At 73.2% G+C, this 20,358-nt stretch carries 16 protein-coding genes; 9 read left to right on the forward strand and 7 right to left on the reverse strand.

The window, feature by feature from the left end; translation table 11 throughout:
* The first annotated feature begins 91 nt into the window (after positions 1–91).
* From LCH29_RS33020 to LCH29_RS33035, 4 genes are all read left to right on the forward strand, one after another.
* On the forward strand, positions 92–1,375 hold the full coding sequence (locus LCH29_RS33020) for a GNAT family N-acetyltransferase (protein WP_446465367.1): 1,284 nt from the start codon (positions 92–94) through the stop codon (positions 1,373–1,375).
* A gap of 138 nt (positions 1,376–1,513) precedes the next feature.
* Positions 1,514–3,196 (forward strand): DUF885 domain-containing protein, encoded by a 1,683-nt coding sequence (locus LCH29_RS33025; protein WP_446465368.1) that lies wholly within the window; start codon positions 1,514–1,516, stop codon positions 3,194–3,196.
* 232 nt (positions 3,197–3,428) lie between these two features.
* A complete protein-coding gene (locus tag LCH29_RS33030; RefSeq protein WP_446465369.1) occupies positions 3,429–4,313 on the forward strand; it encodes an ATP-grasp domain-containing protein in 885 nt (294 codons plus the stop codon).
* Between the two features lie 234 nt (positions 4,314–4,547).
* A complete protein-coding gene (locus LCH29_RS33035) occupies positions 4,548–5,078 on the forward strand; it encodes a GNAT family N-acetyltransferase (protein ID WP_446465370.1) in 531 nt (176 codons plus the stop codon).
* 1 nt (position 5,079) lies between these two features.
* Here the strand turns inward: LCH29_RS33035 and LCH29_RS33040 are convergent, their stop codons facing one another.
* The 4 genes from LCH29_RS33040 to LCH29_RS33055 form a co-directional block, all read right to left on the reverse strand.
* Entirely contained in the window at positions 5,080–8,361 is a 3,282-nt protein-coding gene (locus tag LCH29_RS33040; protein WP_446465371.1) for an AAA family ATPase, read from the reverse strand.
* Positions 8,358–9,518, reverse strand: a complete 1,161-nt coding sequence (locus LCH29_RS33045; RefSeq protein WP_446465372.1) for an exonuclease SbcCD subunit D — start codon at positions 9,516–9,518, stop codon at positions 8,358–8,360. Before LCH29_RS33045 ends, LCH29_RS33040 begins: the two co-directional genes overlap by 4 nt.
* A 153-nt stretch (positions 9,519–9,671) precedes the next feature.
* On the reverse strand, positions 9,672–11,555 hold the full coding sequence (locus LCH29_RS33050) for a SulP family inorganic anion transporter (protein WP_446465373.1): 1,884 nt from the start codon (positions 11,553–11,555) through the stop codon (positions 9,672–9,674).
* A gap of 200 nt (positions 11,556–11,755) precedes the next feature.
* A complete protein-coding gene (locus LCH29_RS33055) occupies positions 11,756–12,358 on the reverse strand; it encodes a carbonic anhydrase (protein ID WP_446465374.1) in 603 nt (200 codons plus the stop codon).
* Positions 12,359–12,532: 174 nt separating this feature from the next.
* On the opposite strand from LCH29_RS33055, the gene LCH29_RS33060 reads away from it, so the two are divergent.
* Together LCH29_RS33060 and LCH29_RS33065 are read left to right on the forward strand one after the other, a co-directional pair.
* On the forward strand, positions 12,533–13,321 hold the full coding sequence (locus LCH29_RS33060) for a response regulator transcription factor (protein WP_123107414.1): 789 nt from the start codon (positions 12,533–12,535) through the stop codon (positions 13,319–13,321).
* Entirely contained in the window at positions 13,318–14,814 is a 1,497-nt protein-coding gene (locus LCH29_RS33065) for an ATP-binding protein (RefSeq protein WP_446465375.1), read from the forward strand. The genes LCH29_RS33060 and LCH29_RS33065 overlap by 4 nt, the downstream gene beginning before the upstream one ends.
* 207 nt (positions 14,815–15,021) lie before the next feature.
* Here LCH29_RS33065 and LCH29_RS33070 read toward each other — a convergent pair whose 3' ends face one another.
* The 3 genes from LCH29_RS33070 to LCH29_RS33080 all read right to left on the reverse strand — a co-directional run bounded on the left by LCH29_RS33070 (position 15,022) and on the right by LCH29_RS33080 (position 16,497).
* Positions 15,022–15,651, reverse strand: coding sequence for a YigZ family protein (locus LCH29_RS33070; RefSeq protein ID WP_446465376.1), 630 nt, complete (start codon positions 15,649–15,651; stop codon positions 15,022–15,024).
* Between the two features lie 9 nt (positions 15,652–15,660).
* The gene (locus LCH29_RS33075) at positions 15,661–15,978 is read right to left on the reverse strand and encodes a hypothetical protein (protein WP_446465377.1); all 318 of its coding nucleotides are present in this window, start codon (positions 15,976–15,978) and stop codon (positions 15,661–15,663) included.
* Positions 15,979–16,089: 111 nt separating this feature from the next.
* A complete protein-coding gene (locus LCH29_RS33080; RefSeq protein ID WP_446465378.1) occupies positions 16,090–16,497 on the reverse strand; it encodes a helix-hairpin-helix domain-containing protein in 408 nt (135 codons plus the stop codon).
* A gap of 470 nt (positions 16,498–16,967) precedes the next feature.
* On the opposite strand from LCH29_RS33080, the gene LCH29_RS33085 reads away from it, so the two are divergent.
* From LCH29_RS33085 to LCH29_RS33095, 3 genes are read left to right on the forward strand one after another with little or no spacing between them, the layout of a single operon-like run.
* Positions 16,968–17,717 carry a hypothetical protein gene (locus tag LCH29_RS33085; protein WP_446465379.1) on the forward strand — a complete coding sequence of 250 codons (750 nt, stop codon included), beginning with the start codon at positions 16,968–16,970 and terminating at the stop codon, positions 17,715–17,717.
* Between the two features lie 14 nt (positions 17,718–17,731).
* Positions 17,732–18,931 carry a copper amine oxidase gene (locus tag LCH29_RS33090; RefSeq protein ID WP_446465380.1) on the forward strand — a complete coding sequence of 400 codons (1,200 nt, stop codon included), beginning with the start codon at positions 17,732–17,734 and terminating at the stop codon, positions 18,929–18,931.
* Positions 18,932–18,980: 49 nt separating this feature from the next.
* On the forward strand, positions 18,981–20,345 hold the full coding sequence (locus LCH29_RS33095) for a serine hydrolase domain-containing protein (protein WP_446465381.1): 1,365 nt from the start codon (positions 18,981–18,983) through the stop codon (positions 20,343–20,345).
* Positions 20,346–20,358 lie beyond the last annotated feature (13 nt).

Here is a 20,358-nt window from a genome sequence, read left to right on the forward strand (position 1 = left end):
CAAAACAAGCTTCTCCGAGCAGATGCACACTTAACCCATAGGTCACAGAGCGTTTGTGATCACGCAACACCCTTGCGCGAGGCTGTTTTCCATGACTCCTCGAGCGACGCACGACCACCACCCGACCCGGCTCCGTGACCGCTGGCGGCTGCCCACCTGGTGGCGCCGACTACGCGGCCATGCCCCGCCGGTGCCGGAATCCTCACCGGAGCCCGCGGACGAGATGCGGACCGAAACGGCCGAGGCCGCGGGCGCCCCGGAGGACACACAGCCCACGCAGCACGACACCGCCACCACGCTGTGGCGGATCCGGACGACCGTACGGGACGAGCCGGGCACCCTGGCCGCGCTGTGCGGCGCACTGGCCGGTCACCGGGTCGACATCCTGTCGTTGCAGACCCATCCGCTGGCCGAGGGGACCGTGGACGAGTTCCTGCTGCGCGCCCCCGCCGCCGTACCCGTCGACGAGCTGAAGCGCGCGATAGCCGCCGGGGGCGGCAGCGACACCTGGATCGAGCGCGCCGACACCCACGATCTGGTGGACGCGCCGACCCGGGTGCTGACGCTGGCGACCCGTACCGCGCTCGACGGCGCCGAACTGCCGCTCGCCCTGCGCCAGTTGCTCGGCCGCTGCACCATCCACTCGCTTCCGGCCACCTCGCTCGGCGGCCGTCCCCTGGAGGACACGCCGCCGGTCGAAGGGGTGCTGGAGGAGACCGTGATGCGGCTGCGGGACCCGTCCGGCGGGGCGCTCACCATCGAGCGGCCCCATCTGCCGTTCACCCCGACCGAGTTCGCGCGCGCCCGCGCGCTGGTCGAGCTGGACGCCCGGCTCGGCCCGCGGCTGCCGCACCGCCGCGATGTGCTGACGCTGCCCGAGGGCAACGAGGTCACCGTGCGCCGGGCCGACACCCGGGACCTGGCCGCGGCCCGCGCGATGCACCAGCGGTGCTCGGCCACCACGCTCGGGCGGCGCTACCACGGCCCGCTCGGCGACGCCGACCGCTACCTGGACCACCTGCTCAGCCCGCGCTACGGCCGGACCCTCGCCGCGTACACCGCCTCCGGGCGGCTGGTCGCGCTCGGCCATCTGCTGTGGGACGGGGACGAGACCGAGGTCGCGCTGATCGTCGAGGACGCGTGGCAGCGCCGCGGCATCGGCGGGGAGCTGCTGCGGCGGCTGGTCGCGATGGCCGTCGAGACGGGCAGCGGCTGCGTCTACGCGGTCACCCATTCGGCCAACACCGGGATGGTCGCGGCGATGCGCGCCCTCGGGCTGCCGCTGGACTACCAGATCGAGCAGGGCACGCTCGTGGTCACCGCCGAGCTGGCGCCCGCGCAGGTGCCCGCCCCGGCGCCGCACGGCGGCCGCTGAGCACCCGGGGCCCGGGGCCGCCGCCCCGGGCCCCGGGCCGAAGGTGAGGGTCCTGGCCACCGCCTTCCGGAGGCCACGCAGGCGCATGACATGCCTACGCTGATGACGCCGCGCCCCCGGCCGTACGAGGATGGCCCCATGTCCGATTCCAAGAACGCTCCGCTGCCCCGACAGGTCGCCGACACCTACGTCGACGACCTCATCGAACTCGACCCGATCACCGGCACCTACCTGGGCGTTCCCGAGAGCGCACGCCGCCTCCCCGACTTCTCCCCCGCGGGCGCCGAGACCGCCGCCGAGCTGGCGCGCGCCACCCTGGAGCGGCTGACCGAGGCCGAGGCGCGGCCCGGTGCGGACAGCGACGCCGAGCGGCGCTGCGGACGGCTGCTGCGGGAGCGGCTGACCGCCGAACTCGCCGTGCACGAGGCGGGCGAGCCGCTGCGCGCGGTCAGCAATCTGCACTCGCCGCTGCACTCGGTGCGCAGCGTCTTCACCGTGATGCCGACCGCCTCCGACGAGGACTGGTCGGCGATCGCGGCCCGGCTGCGGGCCGTCCCCGGCGCGCTGGAGGGCTACCGCGCCTCGCTCGCCGAGGGGCTGCGGCGCGGGCTGCCCGCCGGGCCGCGGCAGGTGGCCACGGTCCTCGGCCAGCTGGACGAGTGGATCGGCACCGACCGCAGCTGGTTCGCCGACTTCACCGCCGAGGGGCCGGACGCGCTGCGCACCGAGCTGGACGAGGCCGCGGCCGCCGCCACCGGGGCGCTGGTGGCCCTCCGCGACTGGCTGCGCGACGTGTACGGCCCGGGCATCGAGGGCGCCCCGGAGGTGGTGGGGCGCGAGCGCTACCAGCGCTGGTCCCGGATGTGGAACGGCACCGACCTGGACCTGGACGAGGCGTACGCGTACGGCTGGTCGGAATACCACCGCATCCACGCCGAGATGCGCACCGAGGCGGAGAAGATCCTGCCCGGCGCCACCCCGTGGGAGGCGCTGCGCCACCTCGACGAGCACGGCGCGCACATCGAGGGCGTCGAGGAGACCCGGGTCTGGCTCCAGGAGCTGATGGACGAGGCCATCGAGCAGCTGGACGGCACCCACTTCGACCTGGCCGAGCGGGTCAAGCGGGTCGAGTCGATGATCGCCCCGCCGGGGAGCGCGGCCGCCCCGTACTACACCCAGCCGTCGGTGGACTTCTCCCGCCCCGGCCGCACCTGGCTGCCCACCATGGGCGAGACCCGCTTCCCCGTCTACGACCTGGTCTCGACCTGGTACCACGAGGGCGTCCCCGGCCACCATCTCCAGCTCGCCCAGTGGGCCCACGTCGCCGACCGGCTCTCCCGCTACCAGGCCACGGTCGGCATGGTCAGCGCCAACGCCGAGGGCTGGGCGCTGTACGCGGAGCGGCTGATGGACGAGCTGGGCTATCTGACCGACCCGGAGCGGCGGCTCGGCTACCTCGACGCGCAGATGATGCGGGCGCTGCGGGTGATCGTCGACATCGGCATGCACCTGGAGCTGGAGATCCCCGGCCACTCGCCCTTCCATCCCGGTGAGACCTGGACGCCGGAGCTGGCGCGGGAGTTCTTCGGGCTGCACTGCGGCCGCCCCGCCGAATTCCTGGACAGCGAGCTGGTGCGCTACCTGGGCATGCCGGGCCAGGCCATCGGCTACAAGCTGGGCGAGCGGGCCTGGCTGACGGGCCGGGAGGCGGCCCGCAAGGCGCACGGCGACGCCTTCGACGCCAAGAAGTGGCACATGGCGGCGCTGTCGCAGGGGTCGCTGGGTCTTGACGACCTGGTGGCGGAGCTGTCCGCGCTCTGACGGGCCGGGAAGCGGGCGGCCGGAACGGTGTTGTGTCCCGGCCGCCCCGGTTGCCCAGTGCTGCGTCAGTCAAGGTTTGCCCGGTAGCGAGGCGTCCTGGTGCGGTCAGCTGCAAGGCGCCGGATCGGCCTCGTGGTGGGCCTACTCGGTCGATTCGGCAACGCCGCAGATGGCCGTGCCAGGGCGGCGAGCGGGGTGAACCTCGGCTGACGCGGCACTAGGGTCCGTATGCATGCGTCCCGTGTTCCTGTTCTCCCGTGATCCGTTGGCACCGCGCCGCGTCGACCCCGAGTTCGCCGAGGAGGCCCGGGCCGTGCGCGCGACCGGGGCGTCCGTCGCACTGGTCGACCACGAGGCCCTGACCGCCGGGGACGCGGCGGGCGCGGTGCGCGCGGTGACGCCAGGCGAGGGCGGCGCCGGGCCCCTCTGGTACCGCGGCTGGATGCTGCCCGCCGGGCGGTACGCCGCACTGTCCACCGCCCTCGCCGACCGCGGCCACACCCTGCTCACCTCGCCCGAGCGGTACCGCACCGCGCATGAACTCCCCGGCTGGTACGACGTCTTCGCGCCGCTGACCCCGCGCAGCGCCTGGCTGCCGCTGCCGCCCGGCGGGGCGGTGGAGCCGGAGGAGCTGGCCCGGCTGGCCGAACGGCTCGGCGGCGCGGGCCCGGCGGTGGTGAAGGACTGGGTCAAGTCCCGCAAACACGAGTGGTCCGAGGCGTGTTACGTCCCCGACCTCGCCGACACCGCCCGGCTGGCCTCGGTGGTCGCCCGCTTCGTCGAGCTGCAAGGCGCGTACCTCACCGGGGGTGTGGTGCTGCGCCGCTACGAGCCGTACCGGCCGGTGGGCGAGGCCCGGGTCTGGTGGCTCGACGGCGAACCCGCCCTCATAGGCCCCCACCCCGACACGCCCGGCCTGACCCCCGACCCGGACCTGTCCGAGGTGGCCTCCGCCGTCCGCCAGCTGGCCTGTCGCTTCATCACCACCGACCTCGCCCTCCACGAGGACGGCCGCTGGCGCGTGGTGGAGGCGGGCGACGCCCAGGTCAGCGGCCTGCCGCGGACCACCGAGGCAAGGCCCCTGTTCACCGCCCTCACCACGGCCGCGGGGCGCTAGCTAGTGCCGCGTCAGCCAAGGTTCACCCCGCTCGCCGCCCTGGCACGGCCATCTGCGGCGTTGCCGAATCGACCGAGTAGGCCCACTACGAGGCAGGACGCCTCGCTACCGGGCAAACCTTGACTGACGCGGCACTAGGGTCCGCCGTCAAAAGGCGCCCGGCCGCGCCCCGGCCGAGTACAGTCACGCTGGGCCGCGCGCACCCTCGCCGCGTCCCGGCGAGGAGGGGCCCACGTGGCGTACCAGCAGGGGCACGAGAACGGCCGGTTCGTGCTGCGGAACGGCCGGATGACGCTGCGCGAGCACACGCCCGGGGACGCGGCCGTGCTCGCCGACGGCAAGCCCGGCGACCTGGACTGGATCGACGGCGTCCCCGGCGACGCGTCCATCGGCGCCGCCGGAATGACCGCCCGCGCCGCGGCGGCGGGCTACTACTGCTCCCCCTGGGGCACCTTCGCCATCCTGCGCGCCGAGGACGGCGTCGCCCTCGGCAGCATCGGCTTCCACGGCCCGCCCGCCCCCGGCGAGGGCGAGGTGGAGGTCGGCTACGACCTGTCCCACTCGGCGCGCGGCGCGGGCTGGGCCACCGGCGCGCTGCGGCTGCTGATGGAGTGGACCGCGGAGCGGCCGGAGGTCCACACCGTCATCGCGACCACCGAGCCGTGGAACATCCCCTCCCAGCGGGTGCTGCTCCGCGCGGACTTCTCGCGCACGGCGGACCGCGGCGACCTGTACGTCTACCAGCGCGCCGCCACGGGGGCCTGAGTCACCCCGGGGCGGCGGTGGCCGTGCGATGGCGCACCGCCGATCCCTCGCGCCCCTTCACCACCTCCAGCCGCGCCGGGATCCGCTGGCGCAGATCCGCGACATGGCTGACGATGCCGACCGTACGGTCCCGTTCGCGCAGCGAGTCCAGGACGTCCAGCACCTCGTCCAGGGTCTGTTCGTCCAGGCTGCCGAACCCCTCGTCGATGAAGAGGGTGTCGAGCCGGACCCCGCCCGCCTCGTCCGTGACGACGTCGGCGAGCCCGAGCGCCAGGGAGAGCGAGGCGAAGAAGGTCTCGCCGCCGGAGAGGGTGGCGGTGTCGCGCTCGCGGCCGGTCCAAGCGTCGATGACGTGCAGCCCGAGCCCGGAGCGGCCGCGGCCGCCCGTCCGGGCGTCGGAGTGCACCAGGGTGTAGCGCCCGGAGGACATGTGCCGCAGCCGCGCGCTGGCCGCGGCCGCCACCTGTTCCAGCCGCGCGGCCAGCACATACGCCTCCAGCCGCATCCGGCGCTCGTTGTCGGCGGAGGTGCCGGCGGCGAGGGTGGCGAGGCGGGCGACCCGGTCGTACTCCTCGCGCAGCGGGGCGAGCCGCCGCGCGTCCTCGACGGCCTGCGCGGAGAGCCCGTCCAGCTCCTGGCAGCGGGTGCGGGCCGCCGCGTCGGCCGCCGAGGCGTCGCGCAGGGTGCGGGTGGCCGCGTCCGCGGCGGCCCGCGCCGCGGTCAGGTCGGCGGGCGGCGCCTGCGCCGCGGCGGCGAGCCGCGGGTCGGCCAGCTCGGCGGCGACGGCCGCCGCTTCCGTCTGCCACTCGTCCAGGCGGCGCTGTGCCTCGCGCCGCCGGTCCGCGGACAGTACGGCGTCGGCCGCCGCCTCCGGCGTGTCGAAGCCCGCGCGGTACGCGGCGTCGGCGAGATGCGCGTCGGCCTCCTTCAGTCGCCGCGCGGCGGCCTCGGCTTCCCGCGCCGCCTCGGCCGTCCGCGCCAGCAGCTCCGCCTGCCGCTCCAGCCGCGCCGCGCGCTCGGCCACCGTGGCGTCCCCGTCGCGGGCCTGGTCCAGCTCGGCCAGCAGCGCGGCCCGCTCCCGGACCAGCGCCTCGCGCTGCGACGTACGGCCCGCCGAGCGCCGCTCGGCCTCCTGCCGCTGGGCCAGCCGCCGCGCGTGCTCGCCCTCGGCCCGGTCGAGGGCCGCGCGGGCGTCGTGCCCGTCCGCGGCCGCGTCGCGGGCCTCGGCGTACGCGGTGCGCACCTCGGCCAGGGCCCGCTCCAGCGCCTCCACCGTGCCGCCGTCCGCCCCGGCCTCCGCGCCCGCCAGCGCCTCCTTCAGCCGCTGCGACCGGCGCTCGGCCTCCTCGCGGCCCGCCTCGGCCCGCTGGTACTCCTCCTCCGCGGTCTCCTCCGCCGTACGGTCCACATGCCCGGTCCCCGGGCGCGCCGGGCTCGGATGGTCACACCCGCCGCACACCGCGCACGGCTCCCCCGGGCGCAGCCCGGCCGCCAGCTCGGCGGCGATCCCGCGCAGCCGCCGGTCCTTGAGGTCCAGCCAGCTCTCCCGGGCGGCGCCCGCCCGCTCACGGCACCGCAGCAGCTCCTCCCGCGCCCGCTCCGCCAGCACGGCGAGGCGGTCGCGCTCGCGGGCCGCGTCGAGCCGCCGCTCGGCGGGCTCGATCCGCGCGCCGAGCTGCTCGGCCCGGGTGGCGGCCTCCTGCGCGGCCTCGATGCGCGCCTGATGCGCGAGCCGCGCCGACTCCCATCCGGCGAGCCATTGGGCGGCCTCCTCGATGGCCTCGTCGTCGGCCCGCGCCTCGCGGTCCAGCTCCGCGATCTCCGTCACCACGGCCCGGGCCCGCTCCTCGCCCCGCCGAGCCGCCGCCAGCGCCCCCAACTCCCCCCGCACCCGCCGCTCCACCAGCCCCAGCCACTCGGCCCCGGCCTCGGCCAACGACCCACCGGAGCGCGCACCCAGTTCTGCTCCGCCCGGCCCCGCACCGGCTGCCTCGGGCCCCCACTGCCCGGCAGCAGCCCCGGCCGGCCGGCCGTCGCCGGACACCCGCGGCGGCGGTTCCGCGGCAACCGGCTCCGGCGTCGCGCCGCTGCGCGCGGGCGGCACCGAACCCGCGGGCCCGGCCGGGCCCGCCGCGCCGGGCTCCGGGTCGGCGGACGGGCGCGGGCCCGGGACGGGGGCCAGTGCTTCCAGGGTCGGGTCGGCGGTCAGGTGGGTGCGGGCCGTGCGTTCGGCGGCGGCGGCGCGGGCGTGGGCGTGGGCGGCGGTGGTGCGGAGGTCCAGCGCGGGGGCCACGGCGTCGGCGGCGCGGGCGCGGTCCACCAGGGCGTGCAGCCGGTCGCGTTCGGCCCGGCGCAGCTCCAGGTCGTCCGCGCGGCGGCGCGCCTCGGCGTGGCGGCGCTGGAGTGCGGCGCGCTCGCTCTCCGCGTCCGCCGCCCGCCGGGCGGCCTCGTGCACGGCTTCGGCGCCGCGCAGCGCCGACGCCGCGATGTCGCGGCGTTCACGCGCCCCCGCGCGGGCGAGGGCGGCCCACTCCAGGACGGCGTCGGCCAGGCCGGGTTCTCCGGCGGCGGCCTCCGGCAGCGGGTGCGCGTCCAGTTCGGCGGAGCGACCCGCGGCCTGGGCCATGCGGTGGGCGAGCGCGAGGAGCCGTTCGTCACCGCCGATGACGCGCTTCTCCGCGGCCCGCCGCTGCTCGGCGAGCCGCTCCTCGACGGCGGCGAAGCGGCTGGTGTCGAAGAGCCTGCCCAGCAGCTTGGCCCGCGCCGGTTCGTCCGCGCGGAGGAAACGGGCGAAGTCGCCCTGTGGCAACAGCACCACCTGGCAGAACTGATCCCGGCTCATGCCCAGCAGCTGTTCGACCTCGGCGCCGATCTCCTGGTGCGAGCGGCTGAGCGCCTTCCAGGTGCGGGAGTCGGCGTCGTAGGCGCGCAGCAGGCTCTGCGCCTTCTCCTTCGTCACCCCGGTGCCGCGCTTCTTGGGCCGGGGCTGCTCGGGTCGCCGGGTGATCTCCAAGCGCCTTTCGCCGACGGTGAGTTCGAGGACGACCTCGGTGGGGGTCAGCGGGTCGGCGTGGTCGCTGCGCAGGGAGAGCCCGCTGCCCTGCCGGGCGCCGGGCACCTGCCCGTACAGGCCGTAGCAGACGGCGTCGAGGACGGACGTCTTGCCCGCGCCGGTCGGCCCGTGCAGCAGGAAGAGCCCGGCGGCCGAGAGCTCGTCGAAGTCGATGTGCTGGGTGGCGCCGAAGGGGCCGAAGGCGGTGACGGTCAGCCGGTGGAGCCTCATCGCGGGTCCTCCCCTGACGTCCTGACGGATTCGAGCGCGTCGCCGAGCAGCACGGACTCCCCCGCGTCCGGGCCCCGCCCGCCCCGTACGTGGGCGACGAAGTCCTCGGCGATCTCCCGGTCGGTGCGGCCGCGCAGCCGCTGCGCGTAGGAGGCGAGCGGGTCGTCGGGGGGCCGCTCCGGGTCGAAGACCAGGCTGAGGACGTGCGGGAAGCGGACCGCGAGCCGGGCCATCGGCTCGTACGGCCGCACCGGGTCGGTCAGCGTCGCCTCGACCCACGCCGTCTCGTGCCGGGCGAGGTCCGGGTCGGCGAGCAGGTCCTCCAGCCGCCCCCGGAGGCGGGCCAGCGGGCGCGGTACGGGGCAGTCGACGCGCTCGGCGGCGGAGAGGCCGCCGTCGGCGCCCAGTTCCACGAGCCACATGGACTTGCGGTGCGCGGCCTCGGAGAAGGAGTACGCGAGCGGCGAGCCCGAGTAGCGGATCCGCTCGGTGAGGGTCTGACAGCCGTGCAGATGCCCGAGCGCCACATAGTCGACGCCGTCGAAGACGTCGGCGGGGACGGAGGCGACTCCACCGACGGTGATGTCCCGTTCGCTGTCGCTGACCGCGCCGCCGGTGACGAAGGCATGCGCGAGGACGACGGACCGGGTGCCGGGCTGCCGGGTGGCGAGGTCGGCGCGCACCCGGTCCATGGCGGCGCCGAGGACCGCCGGGTGTCCGGCGGCGGGCGCGTCCAACGTCTCGCGCACCAGGCCGGGTTCGAGGTACGGCAGGCCGTAGAAGGCCACGTCGCCGTGGCGGTCGGCGAGGACGACGGGGGTGCCGCACCCGGCGGGGTCGGTGCGCAGATGGATCCCGGCCCGCTCGATGAGCCCGGCGCCGACGCCCAGCCGCCGCGGCGAGTCATGGTTGCCGGAGATCATGACGGTCGGTACGCCGAGGTCGGCGAGCCGGTGCAGGGCGTCGTCGAACAGCTCGACGGCAGCCAGCGGCGGTACGGCCCGGTCGTAGACGTCCCCCGCGACGAGGACCGCGTCCGCCTCCCGCTCCCGGACGGTCGCGACGAGGTGGTCGAGGAACTCCCGCTGCGCCGCGAGCAGGCTGACGCGGTGGAAGGACCGTCCGAGGTGCCAGTCGGAGGTGTGCAGAATTCTCAACGATCGACTCCGACCCGCACGCTTGTCCTTCCTCCGCCCCATTCGGTCAGCAACGCGCCCGTACCGGATCAGCGCTACGAGCACCGACCACGTTAACCGCGATCGGTGCCCGGGTCCGCACGGACCTCGCTTTTGTACCCGTGTGTGCCTGTGTTACCTGCGTGTCTCGCCCCACCGGTGGTCGTCGAAGAGGTCGACGCCCTCGGGGTAGCCGGTGCCGTAGCCATCGCCGTGGCCGTCGCCGTAGCCGTCGTGGTGGCCGTTCAGCGGGCGGGGGTCGAGGTAGTACCACTCGGCCGTGGGGCCGGGACCGGCGGAAGGGTCGGCCATCGGTTCCGTACCGCCGGACAGGGACCCGCCGAACGGATCGCCGGACCACGCGCCGGTCGCCGCGGCCGCCTCCGGCTGCCGCGCGGGCTCCTTGGCCGCCTTCGGCGCGTGTCGTTCGTTCGGCATCAGCAGTTCCACCCGTACGCCCGGGGTGGCCCGCTTCTGTGCGACGAACTCCTCGACCTGGTTGCGGCAGGCGTGATCCAGGTGGGTGACGCCCATCAGATCGAGCCGGATCCGCTCCTTCCCGGAGCCGCCGACGGCTTCGAGCGCGTCGATGAGATTCGGCAGCCGCAGGAAGGTGGCATTGCCCTTCATGACGACCTTGGCCGTGTCGCCCTCGATGGTGTGCTCGACGGAGGTCTGCGACATCCGCAGCGCGGCCAGCACGATTCCGGCCGCCAGCCCGATCAGCACCCCTTCGAGCAGCGCGGTGGCGACGATGGCGAGCGTGGTGAGGGTCATCACGATGAACTCGCCGCGGTCCTGGTGCCACATCTTCGGGAACTGCTCGGGGGCGAGCAGCTTCCAGCCGCTGTGCACGAGGACACCGGCCAGCACCGAGATCGGGATCAGGGCGAGGACGCTGGGCAGCAGCAGCGCGAAGGCGAGCAGCCACAGGCCGTGCAGGGTGCGGGAGAGCCGGGTCTTGGCGCCGGACTGGACGTTGGCCGAGCTGCGCGCGACGACGGCGGTCATGGGGAGCGAGCCGAGCATGCCGCAGATCGTGTTGCCGGCGCCCTGGGCGATCAGCTCGCTGTTGTACTGGGTGCGCTTGCCGTCGTGCATCCGGTCGACGGCGGCGGCCGTGAAGAGGCTCTCCGCCGAGGCGATGACGGTGAAGGTGACGATGGCGGTGAGGATCGCGGGGTCGGCGAGCCCGGCGAACTGCTCGGGGCCCGGGACCTGGATGGCGGCCAGCAGATTGCCGACCTGGAGCGTCTTCACCTCGACGCCGGGGAGCGCGGCGATGCCGATGCCGAGGCCGACGGCGACCAGCGCGGCGGGGATCTTGTTGAGGGGCCCCGGCACCTTCTTCCAGACGAAGCTGAGGACGACCGTGGCGATGCCGAGCCCGGCGGCGATGGCCGCCTGCGGGTTCGCCAGGGTGTCGGCGACGAGTCCGGGGAAGGCGAGCATGTTCTCGATGGGCGTGCCCGGGGCCTTGTTGTCGGCCAGCGGATACGACTGGCTGACCATCAGCGGCAGGCCGATACCGGCGAGCATGCCCTGGACGACGGCGACGGAGGTGGCCTGGAACATCCGGCCGAGGCGGATCAGCCCCAGCGCGATCTGGAGGATTCCGGCGCCCAGCACGATCACGCCGAGCATGGCGATGCCCTGCGCCTCCACCGTCTCGGCGACGAGCGCGGCGAGTCCGGCGGCGGGCCCGCTCACCTGGAGGGTGCTGCCCGGGGTCATGCCGACGACGAGGCCGCCGATCACGCCGGTGATGATGCCGAGTTCGGCGGGGGCGCCCGAGGCGACGGCGACGCCGATGCACAGGGGCAGGGCCACCAGGAAGACCACGAGCGAGGCGCTGATCTCGGTGCCGAGGTTGACCCCGGCGGTCTTGCCGCCCTTGGGAAAGAGCCCCTTGGCGTCGCGCCCTCCGCTCCCGTCCTCCGTACCGGCGCCCGCGCGGGTGCCGGGTTCCGCCCCGGTGGCGGGGCCAGCACCGGCCCCGCCACCGGGTGTCTTAACCATCCCTTTCACGGCGTCGAACGTTTCCGTAGCCGGCCCGCTTCTGTCGTCGGGCGTGTGGGCCGGGGCGTACGCCGGACCGTGGGCCGGACCATGGGCCGGACCATGGGACGGGGCCGGACTCTGGGCCGCCCAATCTTCGACGTATATCGGGGGCCCGGCCGCTTCCGTGGGGGCCCGGCCTCGTGCGTGCCGTCCTGTCGTCATGAGTGCACCCGGAAATCGCCGTCCGCTTCGAGTTCCCACAACTCGGCGCTGTCGACTTGGTAGAACCAGCCGTGCAGCCGCAGTTGACCGTTCTCCAATCGGCGCCGGGCGGCCGGGTATTCCCTGAGCGCATCGAGCTGATTACGGACATTCAGCTGGGCCAATTCCTTCAGGCACGGGTCCTCTTCGGCGGAGCCGAGCCTCGGGGTCAGTCCGGGCCGGGCGACGTCGAGCCAGGCGCCGACCCCGGGCATCCCGGACAGATCCGCCCCGGAGGCCAGCGCCCCCATGGCGCCGCAGTGCGAGTGGCCGCAGACGATGACGTCCTGGACGCCCAGCACCTCCAGCGCGTATTCGATGGTGGCGACCTCGCCGGAGACCAGGTGCATACCGTGCGGCGGAACGATGTTTCCCGCGTTGCGCAGCTCGAATATCTCACCGGGCCGGGCCCCCGTGATGAGCGCCGGAATCACCCGGGAATCCGCGCAGGTAATGAAGAGGGCCTGTGGAGATTGCCCCTCGGCCAGTTTCCGGTATTCGCCGCTGTCGAAATCTGCCCGACTCCGGAACGAGCGGGCGTGTTCGAGGAGAGTCTGCATCGTGCCTCCCTGACGGGTGATTGTCACCAGATGGCATTCACCGTAAGGAGGCATGTGTCAGGCGAGGACTAAACGAACACTAGAGCATTGCAAGTTCTTCGCCAATATTCCGGTCCGCACTCGCAACATTACAAAAACCGGGACGCGGATCCGGCGCTGCTGTAGACAGGACCCATGACCGTACGAGCACTGCTGATCGAGGACGACGAGACGATCGCCGAGCCCCTCGTGGAGGGGTTACGGCGATACGGGCTGACGGCCAGTCATGTCGGCACGGGTGCCGCCGGGCTGGAAGGGCCGTACGGGGACATCGTTCTGCTCGACCTGGGACTGCCGGACATGGACGGCATCGACGTCTGCCGCGGCATCCGGCAGGTCTCCGACGTACCCATCATCATGCTCACCGCGCGCGGTGAGGAGGCCGACCGGGTACTCGGACTGGAACTGGGAGCGGACGACTATTTGGCGAAACCATTCAGCATGCGGGAGCTGATCGCCCGCATCCGCGCCGTCACCCGTCGCACCCAGCGCACCGAGACCGCACCCACCGTCCCCACGGCGGCATCCCCCACCGCCACTCCTCCCCCACCGGTCTTCGAACCGGAACCCACCCCCGCCCCGGCCCCGGCACCCGTCCAGCACCAGACGCTGGAGGGCCAGGAGCCGCTGATCGTGGACCGCAGGACCCGGCAGGTCTGGGTCGGTGGCACCCCGGTCGCCCTCACCCCGAAGGAGTTCGAGCTGCTGGCCCTGCTCACCGAGGATCCCGGCGCCGTGTATTCGCGTCAGCAGATCCTCGACCGGGTGTGGGATCCGCACTTCCACGGGCCGACCAAGACCCTGGACGTGCACATCGCCACCCTGCGCCGCAAGCTCGGCGACCCGGCCTGGATCCAGACCCTGCGCGGTGTCGGCTTCCGGCTCGCCGTGCACACCGGCGTTCCGGAGGCCGCCCGGCCGTGACCCGTCGTCTGCTGCTCGGCTATCTGAGCCTCGCCGTCCTGGTTCTGCTGTGTTTCGAGATCCCGCTCGGCTACATCTACAGCCGGTCCGAGAAGGAGCGGGTCATCTCCGCGGCCGAGGACGAGGCCGAGTCGGTGTCCGCGTACGCCTCGCTGTCCATCATGGCGGGCCGGCAGGACCGTGAACTCCCGACGCGGGTCAAGCACTGCGCCGAGCGCATCGGCGGCGAGGTGCTCATCGTGGCCGCCGACGGCAGAGTGCTCGCCACCTCCCATCAGCTGGCCGCCGAGGAGGGGCGGGACATCACATCCCGGCCCGAGATCGCGGCGGCGCTGGGGGGCCGTGACGCGGTCGACGTACGGACCTCCACCATCGGCGGGGTCAGCTATCTCTCGATCGCCCAGCCCGTCTCGCACGGAAACCAGCTCCAGGGTGCCGTCCGGCTCACCGTCCCCACCGACGCGGTGCACTCCAAGGTGCACCGGGCGTGGCTGCTGCTGGCCCTGGCCGGGCTGGCGATCCTCACCGGGGCCGCCGCGGTGTCCCTGGTCTTCGCCCGCTGGACCAGCCGTCCCATCGTGGAGCTGGAGCGCTTCGCGCACCGGCTGGCCGACGGCAAGGCCCCCACGCCCGCCCCGGCGACCTCCGGACCGCCCGAGGTACGCAGCCTGGCGGCCACCTTCAACCAGACCGCGGCCCGGCTGGCCCATCTGCTGGAGGCCCAGCGCGCGTTCGCGGCCGAGGCGTCCCACCAGCTCAAGACGCCGCTCGCGGCGCTGCGGCTGCGCCTGGACAACGTGGAACCCGACGTCCCCGAGCACGCCCGCCCCCAGCTCGTCGCCGCGACGACCGAGACGGACCGGCTGGCCCGCATGGTCGAAGGGCTGCTGGCGATGGCCCGGATGGAGGAGGGCGCCGTGACCCCGGAGCCGATCGACCTGGACGAGCTGTGCCGGGAGCGGCTGCACACCTGGACCCCGCTGTTCCAGAAGCACCACGCCCACCTCGTCCTGCGCGGCCTCCCCGTCGGCTACGCCCTCGCGGTGCCCGGCGCCGTGGAACAGATCCTGGACAACCTGCTCTCCAACGCGCTGCGGTCCTCGCCGCTGGGCAGCACCGTCACCCTCGACGTCCGCCACCCCGCGCCGGACCGCCGCCATCTGCACCGGGACGGCCGCCCCACCTGGGTCGAGGTGCACGTCATCGACCAGGGCCCCGGCATGACCGCGGAGCAGCGCCGCCGTGCCTTCGACCGCTTCTGGCGGGCCCCCGACTCCCCCAAGGGCGGCACCGGCCTCGGGCTCTCGCTGGTCCAGCGGCTGGCCCACGCCAGCGGCGGCGAGGCCACGCTGAACGCGGCACCCGGCGGCGGGCTGGACGCCGCGGTCCGGCTGCGGTCCCCGGCCCGGCCCGCTGGTGGCCCGGGACGTCCGGCCAGAATGCACCTGCGCCGCAAGCCCGTCCCGGAACCCACCGCCCAGACCCCGGTCTGAGCCCCGGGCAGCCCCGGGGGCGAGTCCGCACCCTCGCGTCGCGGCCCAGGGAGTGCCTTGCCGATCATGCCGGGCTCGCGACGCCTGGCACGGCACCTCGCGGCCCCGCGCTCGTCGCGCGCAGCGCCGCTGCGCTCTCCTCACGCAGGTTGCGAGCTACCGCACCAGACGCCGCTCGCTGATCCGGCCTGACCGACAAGGCACCCCCTAGGGAGCCTCTGCGTATGCCTCGCCGCCCAGTTCCAGTTCGGCCGTCCCCGCGGTGGCGTCCGCGAGCCAGCCGCGGAAGGCCGCCACGTCCGCCTCGGGCAGCCCCACCTCGATGGTCACCGCCTCCGCGTACCGGACGTCCCGCACCACCCGGCCCGTGGCACGCAGGTCGTTCTCCAGCTTCCCGGCCCGCTGGTGGTCGACGGTGACCGTCGCCAGCCGGAAGCGGCGGCGGGTGACGGTGCCCAGCGCGTCCAGCGCCTCGCCGACCGCTCCGCCGTACGCGCGGATCAGCCCGCCCGCGCCGAGCTTCACGCCCCCGAAGTAGCGGGTGACCACGGCCACCACGTACCGCATCTCCCGGCGGACCAGCATCTGGAGCATCGGTACGCCCGCGGTGCCGCCCGGCTCGCCGTCGTCGCTCGCCTTCTGTACGTCGCCGTCGGCGCCGATGACGTAGGCGTAGCAGTTGTGGTTGGCGGTGGGGTGTTCCTTGCGGACGCGCTGGATGACCTCCTGGGCCTCCTGCTCGGTCGCGGCGGGCGCGAGCGTGCAGAGGAAGCGGGACTTGTTGATCTCGACTTCGTGCACGTCTTCGCGCGCGACCGTCCGGTACTGCTCCTGCATCCGGCCAGCCTACGCGGCGGCTCCTTCGTCGGCGGTGGCCAGGAGTGCGGCGTGGGTCGCCGCGGTGAGCACCGCCGCGGCGAGGGCCCATGAGATCCAGTTGCCCGGGTTGGGCAGCCACTCCCTGCCCAGCGCGACCGGGTAGATGGCCGCCGCGTAGACGGCGGGGACGGTGTGCCGCACGATCCCCTTTCTGGCGGCGCCGAGGAACAGCGGCGGCGCCAGCAGCCCGGCGGTGAACACCACGCCCACGACCCACAGCGCGCGGTGCCGCCGGCTGGTGTACATGGGGGTGGTGGAGGACGCGGGGGCGGGGAATGGGTTCACGTTCACCTCTCGGTGGTCGGTGTACAGGTCATGGGCATGGGCACGGATCGATCATTTGGCCGATTTCTCACTCCCCGAACTCCAGTTCCGATGAAATGTTCGAGGGAGTCGCTATCCGCCCGGTTCGGAGCGGAGGCAGCTGAGTGCGCGCCGCGCGCTCGCGGCTCCGATTCCCTCCAGATCGCGTAACTGCCGGGCGGAGAGACTGGACAATCGTTCGACACTGTCGACACCGGCGCGCAGCAAGGTGTTGGCCAGCCGATGCCCGAATCTGTCGTGTCCCAGTACGTCGAAGAGTTCGCCGCCCTCGCATGAACAACCGGCCTCCCGGTCGGGCGTCCCCGGCCCCTTTTCCCGTACGCGGCACGCGGAGCACACATCGATCACCTGGCCATCACGGAGGCTCCTGGCCCAGCTCAGCGGGACCATCGCCGCTCGCGCCGCACTCACGGTGTCGGTCGCGTCGGATGTACAAGTGGCGCCACAGATGTCACATCGAATGGTGATCGAATGACTCATGTGAGCATGATGGCAGACACCGCGCCAACCGGCTTTGCACACCGATACTTTGCGACGCGTCGGCCCTCCACAGCATTCCCCGGATCTCGCGCGTCCCACCCCTGAAACCGTGGTACTCGGCGAAATGCTGCCCAGCGGCACATGCGTTTCTCACGGCCCCTTCATTACAAATGCGACTGTTACGGCGCCCGGAGGGGTGAAAACGTGAGCCGACAGTGGACAGCGCAGAGTCCGGGGGGATGCGCGCGCTGGGCGCAGGAAGCGTGAGGAAGCGTCTCGATTCCTTCGGATGAGACGGCTGAGAAGGCCCTCGCCCCAGCGGTCACACCCCCTTGATGCCTGCCGGGTGCTGTCACGGAGCCCTGTCCGGGGCTCACTTGACCGACAACGGGAACGGCTGGGTGATGACAATCAACGCCACTGGGGACGGTACGGCCGACGCGAGGGGCCGCCGGAAGCGTGGATGGCGCGTGTCCGCGGCCGTGGGCCTGGCGGCGGTGCTGACCGGCGGGGGAATCGTGGCGTCGCAGACGACCGGATCACCCGCGCCCGGCGACCGCTCGGCGCCCGCGGCGAACGTCGCCTCGCACACCGGGCCGCTGACGTCGAAGGAGGCCCGGGAAGCGTCCCGGATCGCCGTCGGGGCCGAGGACGGACAGCAGGGCGGGAAGAAGGACACCCAGGGCAAGAAAAACGACGGCGGGGAGAAGAACGCCGCGGGCGGTGCGGGCGCCGAGGTGCTGGACACCCGGCGTCCGCCGCGCGCCAAGTCGGAGGCCGCGTCCGCGCCCGACAGCGAGGCCGAGGTCCAGCTGTACGACTACGCCTCCGACAGCCTGATCACCCGGCTCGTCGACCTGCGCTCCGGCAAGGTCGTCCGCTCGACCCGCCGGCAGGAGGTCCAGCCGCCGCCCACGCTGGCCGAGGTCCGGCAGGCGGTGAAGGTCATCCTGGCCGACCGCCGTCTCGGTGACGGGATGCGCGCCTCCTACCGGGCGGAGACGAAGAAGCGGCTGACCTCGCCCTCCCAGCTGCTGGTCCAGGGCATGTCGTTCCTCGGGTCCCGTGCCGAGGGCGTGAAGGGCGCCGGGCAGGTGTCGCGGTGCGGCGCCCACCGGTGCGTCCAGCTCTTCGTGCGCATTCCGGGCGGCAAGTGGATCGACACCAGCAGGATCGTCATCGATCTCTCGGCCGGGCGCACCGCCGTCATCGGCCTGTGAGGGGAGCTCAGTTCGTGTTCAGTTCGTTTCGGCGTGCCCGTGTGCTCCTGGCCGTGGTGGGTCTGCTGACGCTGTGGGTGCCGGGTCCCGCGTCCGCCGCTCCCCGGAAGGCCGCGGCGGCTCCCGACTGTCCCAAGGCCAACCGCGTCGACCAGACGCTCAAGAACGGCGCCCGCTGGCAGATGTGCTGGAACATCGACCGCCAGACGGGGATGGAGCTGAGCGATGTGACGTACACCCCCAACCGGGGTGCCCCGACCCGCGTCCTGAAGAGCGCGTCGATCGCCGAGGTGCATGTGCCCTACGACAGCGGCCAGCCGCGCTTCTACGACGTGTCGTCCATCGGCCTCGGCGACCTCGAACAGGGCACGCTCACCAAGCTGTCGAAGGACGACTGCCCCACCGGCAAGCTCGGGAACTACCAGGACACGCCCGTGATGTGCAGTCAGGAGCAGCCGCGGCCGTTCGCGTACAAGAGCGCGGTGGAGAAGAGCGTGCGGCACGGAACCGATCTGACCGTGTTCTCGGTGTCCGAGATCGGCTGGTACGACTACATCATGGAGTGGCACTTCTCCGACGACGGTGCCATCACCCCGCGCGCGGGCGCCACCGGGTCCCTCTCGCCGTTCGCGTTCTCCGACGCGACCAGCGGGTGGCCGACGGGGGTGGGCTCCCAGCGGTTCAGCGAGAACCACTCGCACAACATCTTCTGGCGGCTGGACTTCGATGTGAACGGCCAGTCGAAGAACGTCGTCGAGCAGTACGACTTCGAGGGCAGCGGCACCGCCAAGCGCACCATGAAGCGCACCGAGCTGTCCAAGGAGACCGGGGCGGACCTGGCGCCCGCCCGCTTCTGGCGGGTGGTGAACCCGGCGGCCGAGAACGACGACGGCCACCCCATGTCGTGGGAGATCGACAACGGCGACAGCGATCAGTACCGGGGCCCGGGCGACACCGAGAAGTTCACGCACCACGACGTGTACTTCTCGCAGTACCGGGCGTGCGAGCGGCTGGCCTACGGCAACACCGCGAAGGGCTGCGCCGCCTCGGTGGACAAGTACACCAACAGTGAGAAGGTCACCGACCCGGTCGCCTGGGTCAGCGTCGACTACCACCACGTGCCCCGGGACGAGGACCAGGACCCGATGCCCACGCACTGGCAGAGCTTCCGGATCGTCCCCCGGGACGTCACGGCCACGAGTCGGCTGCCGTGACCGCCCCGATCCGTCTTCCGTCCCCATGATTCGCGGCAAGGAGTGCACAGTGTTACACCGGCCCTTGGATACGTCCGGAGACACGCGGCGGCCCACAGCGCCCCACGGCCTTAAGGACCGCCTCCACGCCCTGGCGCGGGCCCATCAGGTGCCCGGAGCCCAACTCGCCGTGCACAGCGGCGGAACCACCCGCGCCGTGCACACCGGGGTGCTGGACTCCATAACCGGGGAGCCGTTCACCGCCGGGACGGCGGTGCCCATCGGCTCCCTCACCAAGTGCTACACCGCCACCGTCGTCATGCTCCTCGTCGCGGACGGCGACGTGGAGCTGGACGACCAGCTCGGCGACCATGTGCCGGAGCTGCGGCGGGCCGGGCCGCCGTGCACCGTACGGCAGGTGCTCAGCCACACCGCCGGGCTCGCCTCCGGGCCCGACTCCGACCATGTCGCCGCGCTGACCACCGCGCGCTACCTCCAGGCCCACTGCACCGACGGCACGCTGGTGATGGAGCCGGGGACCGACTTCTCGTACTCCAACGCGGGCTATGTCGCGGCGGGCCGGCTGATCGAGACGGTCACCGGGATGAGCTGGCAGGACGCCGTACGGTCCATCCTGCTGGACCCGCTGGGCACCGTGCCGTCGTTCATCGGCGCGCCCGGTACGCCCGAGCGGCAGGCGGCGCGCGGCCACTCGGCCAACAAGGCGTCGGGCCGGACCCGGCCGGTGCGGCAGAACCTCGCCCCGGCGGAGGCCGCGGCCGGTGCCCTGATGGCGAGCGCGCCCGACCTGGTGACGCTGGCCCTGGCCCACACATCTGACGGACCGGGCGGGCTGCTGCCGCCTGAGCTGGCGGAGGAGATGCGGCGGCCGGTGCCCGGTGCCGACCCCGGTGTCCTCGCCGATGGCTGGGGGCTGGGCTTCGCTCTCTTCCAGCAGGGAGAGACGACCTGGTTCGGGCACGACGGGAACGCCCAGGGTACGTCCTGCTATCTGCGGGCCGATCCGCACACCGGCACCGTGGTCGCCTTCACCAGCAACGCAGGCAGCGGCGCCGACATGTGGCACGAACTGAGCGCCGAGCTGGAGGAGATCACCGGCATCCCCGTCCCCGGGACACCGTCCCCCTCGCGTCCGGCCACCCCCATGGCCGCGACCGCGCAGTGCACCGGGATCTATCTCAACGGCGATGTCGAGTACCAGGTGACGATGAGCGACAGCGGCACCCTCGCCCTGTCCGTGGACGGTGACGTCCCCGCGCCACTGGTCTGTCACGAGGACCTGACCTGCGACCTGGTGGACCCGTCCTCCGGGCGCCGGATCCCCGGTGGCCGTTTCGTGCGCGATCCGCGCACCGGCACGGTCGACCGCATTCAGCTCTCGGGCCGCATGGCCCGCAAGAGCGTCCTCGTCTGAAGTCCGAGGTTCC

Source organism: Streptomyces sp. BRA346 (assembly GCF_052851135.1).

Bases quoted from the DNA above. Each gene is read 5' to 3' on its own strand.
- LCH29_RS33020 (WP_446465367.1), top strand. From the start codon at position 92: ATGACTCCTCGAGCGACGCACGACCACCACCCGACCCGGCTCCGTGAC.
- LCH29_RS33025 (WP_446465368.1), top strand. From the start codon at position 1,514: ATGTCCGATTCCAAGAACGCTCCGCTGCCCCGACAGGTCGCCGACACC.
- LCH29_RS33030 (WP_446465369.1), top strand. From the start codon at position 3,429: ATGCGTCCCGTGTTCCTGTTCTCCCGTGATCCGTTGGCACCGCGCCGC.
- LCH29_RS33040 (WP_446465371.1), bottom strand. From the start codon at position 8,361: ATGAGGCTCCACCGGCTGACCGTCACCGCCTTCGGCCCCTTCGGCGCC.
- LCH29_RS33050 (WP_446465373.1), bottom strand. From the start codon at position 11,555: ATGGTTAAGACACCCGGTGGCGGGGCCGGTGCTGGCCCCGCCACCGGG.
- LCH29_RS33055 (WP_446465374.1), bottom strand. From the start codon at position 12,358: ATGCAGACTCTCCTCGAACACGCCCGCTCGTTCCGGAGTCGGGCAGAT.
- LCH29_RS33060 (WP_123107414.1), top strand. From the start codon at position 12,533: ATGACCGTACGAGCACTGCTGATCGAGGACGACGAGACGATCGCCGAG.
- LCH29_RS33070 (WP_446465376.1), bottom strand. From the start codon at position 15,651: ATGCAGGAGCAGTACCGGACGGTCGCGCGCGAAGACGTGCACGAAGTC.
- LCH29_RS33080 (WP_446465378.1), bottom strand. From the start codon at position 16,497: ATGAGTCATTCGATCACCATTCGATGTGACATCTGTGGCGCCACTTGT.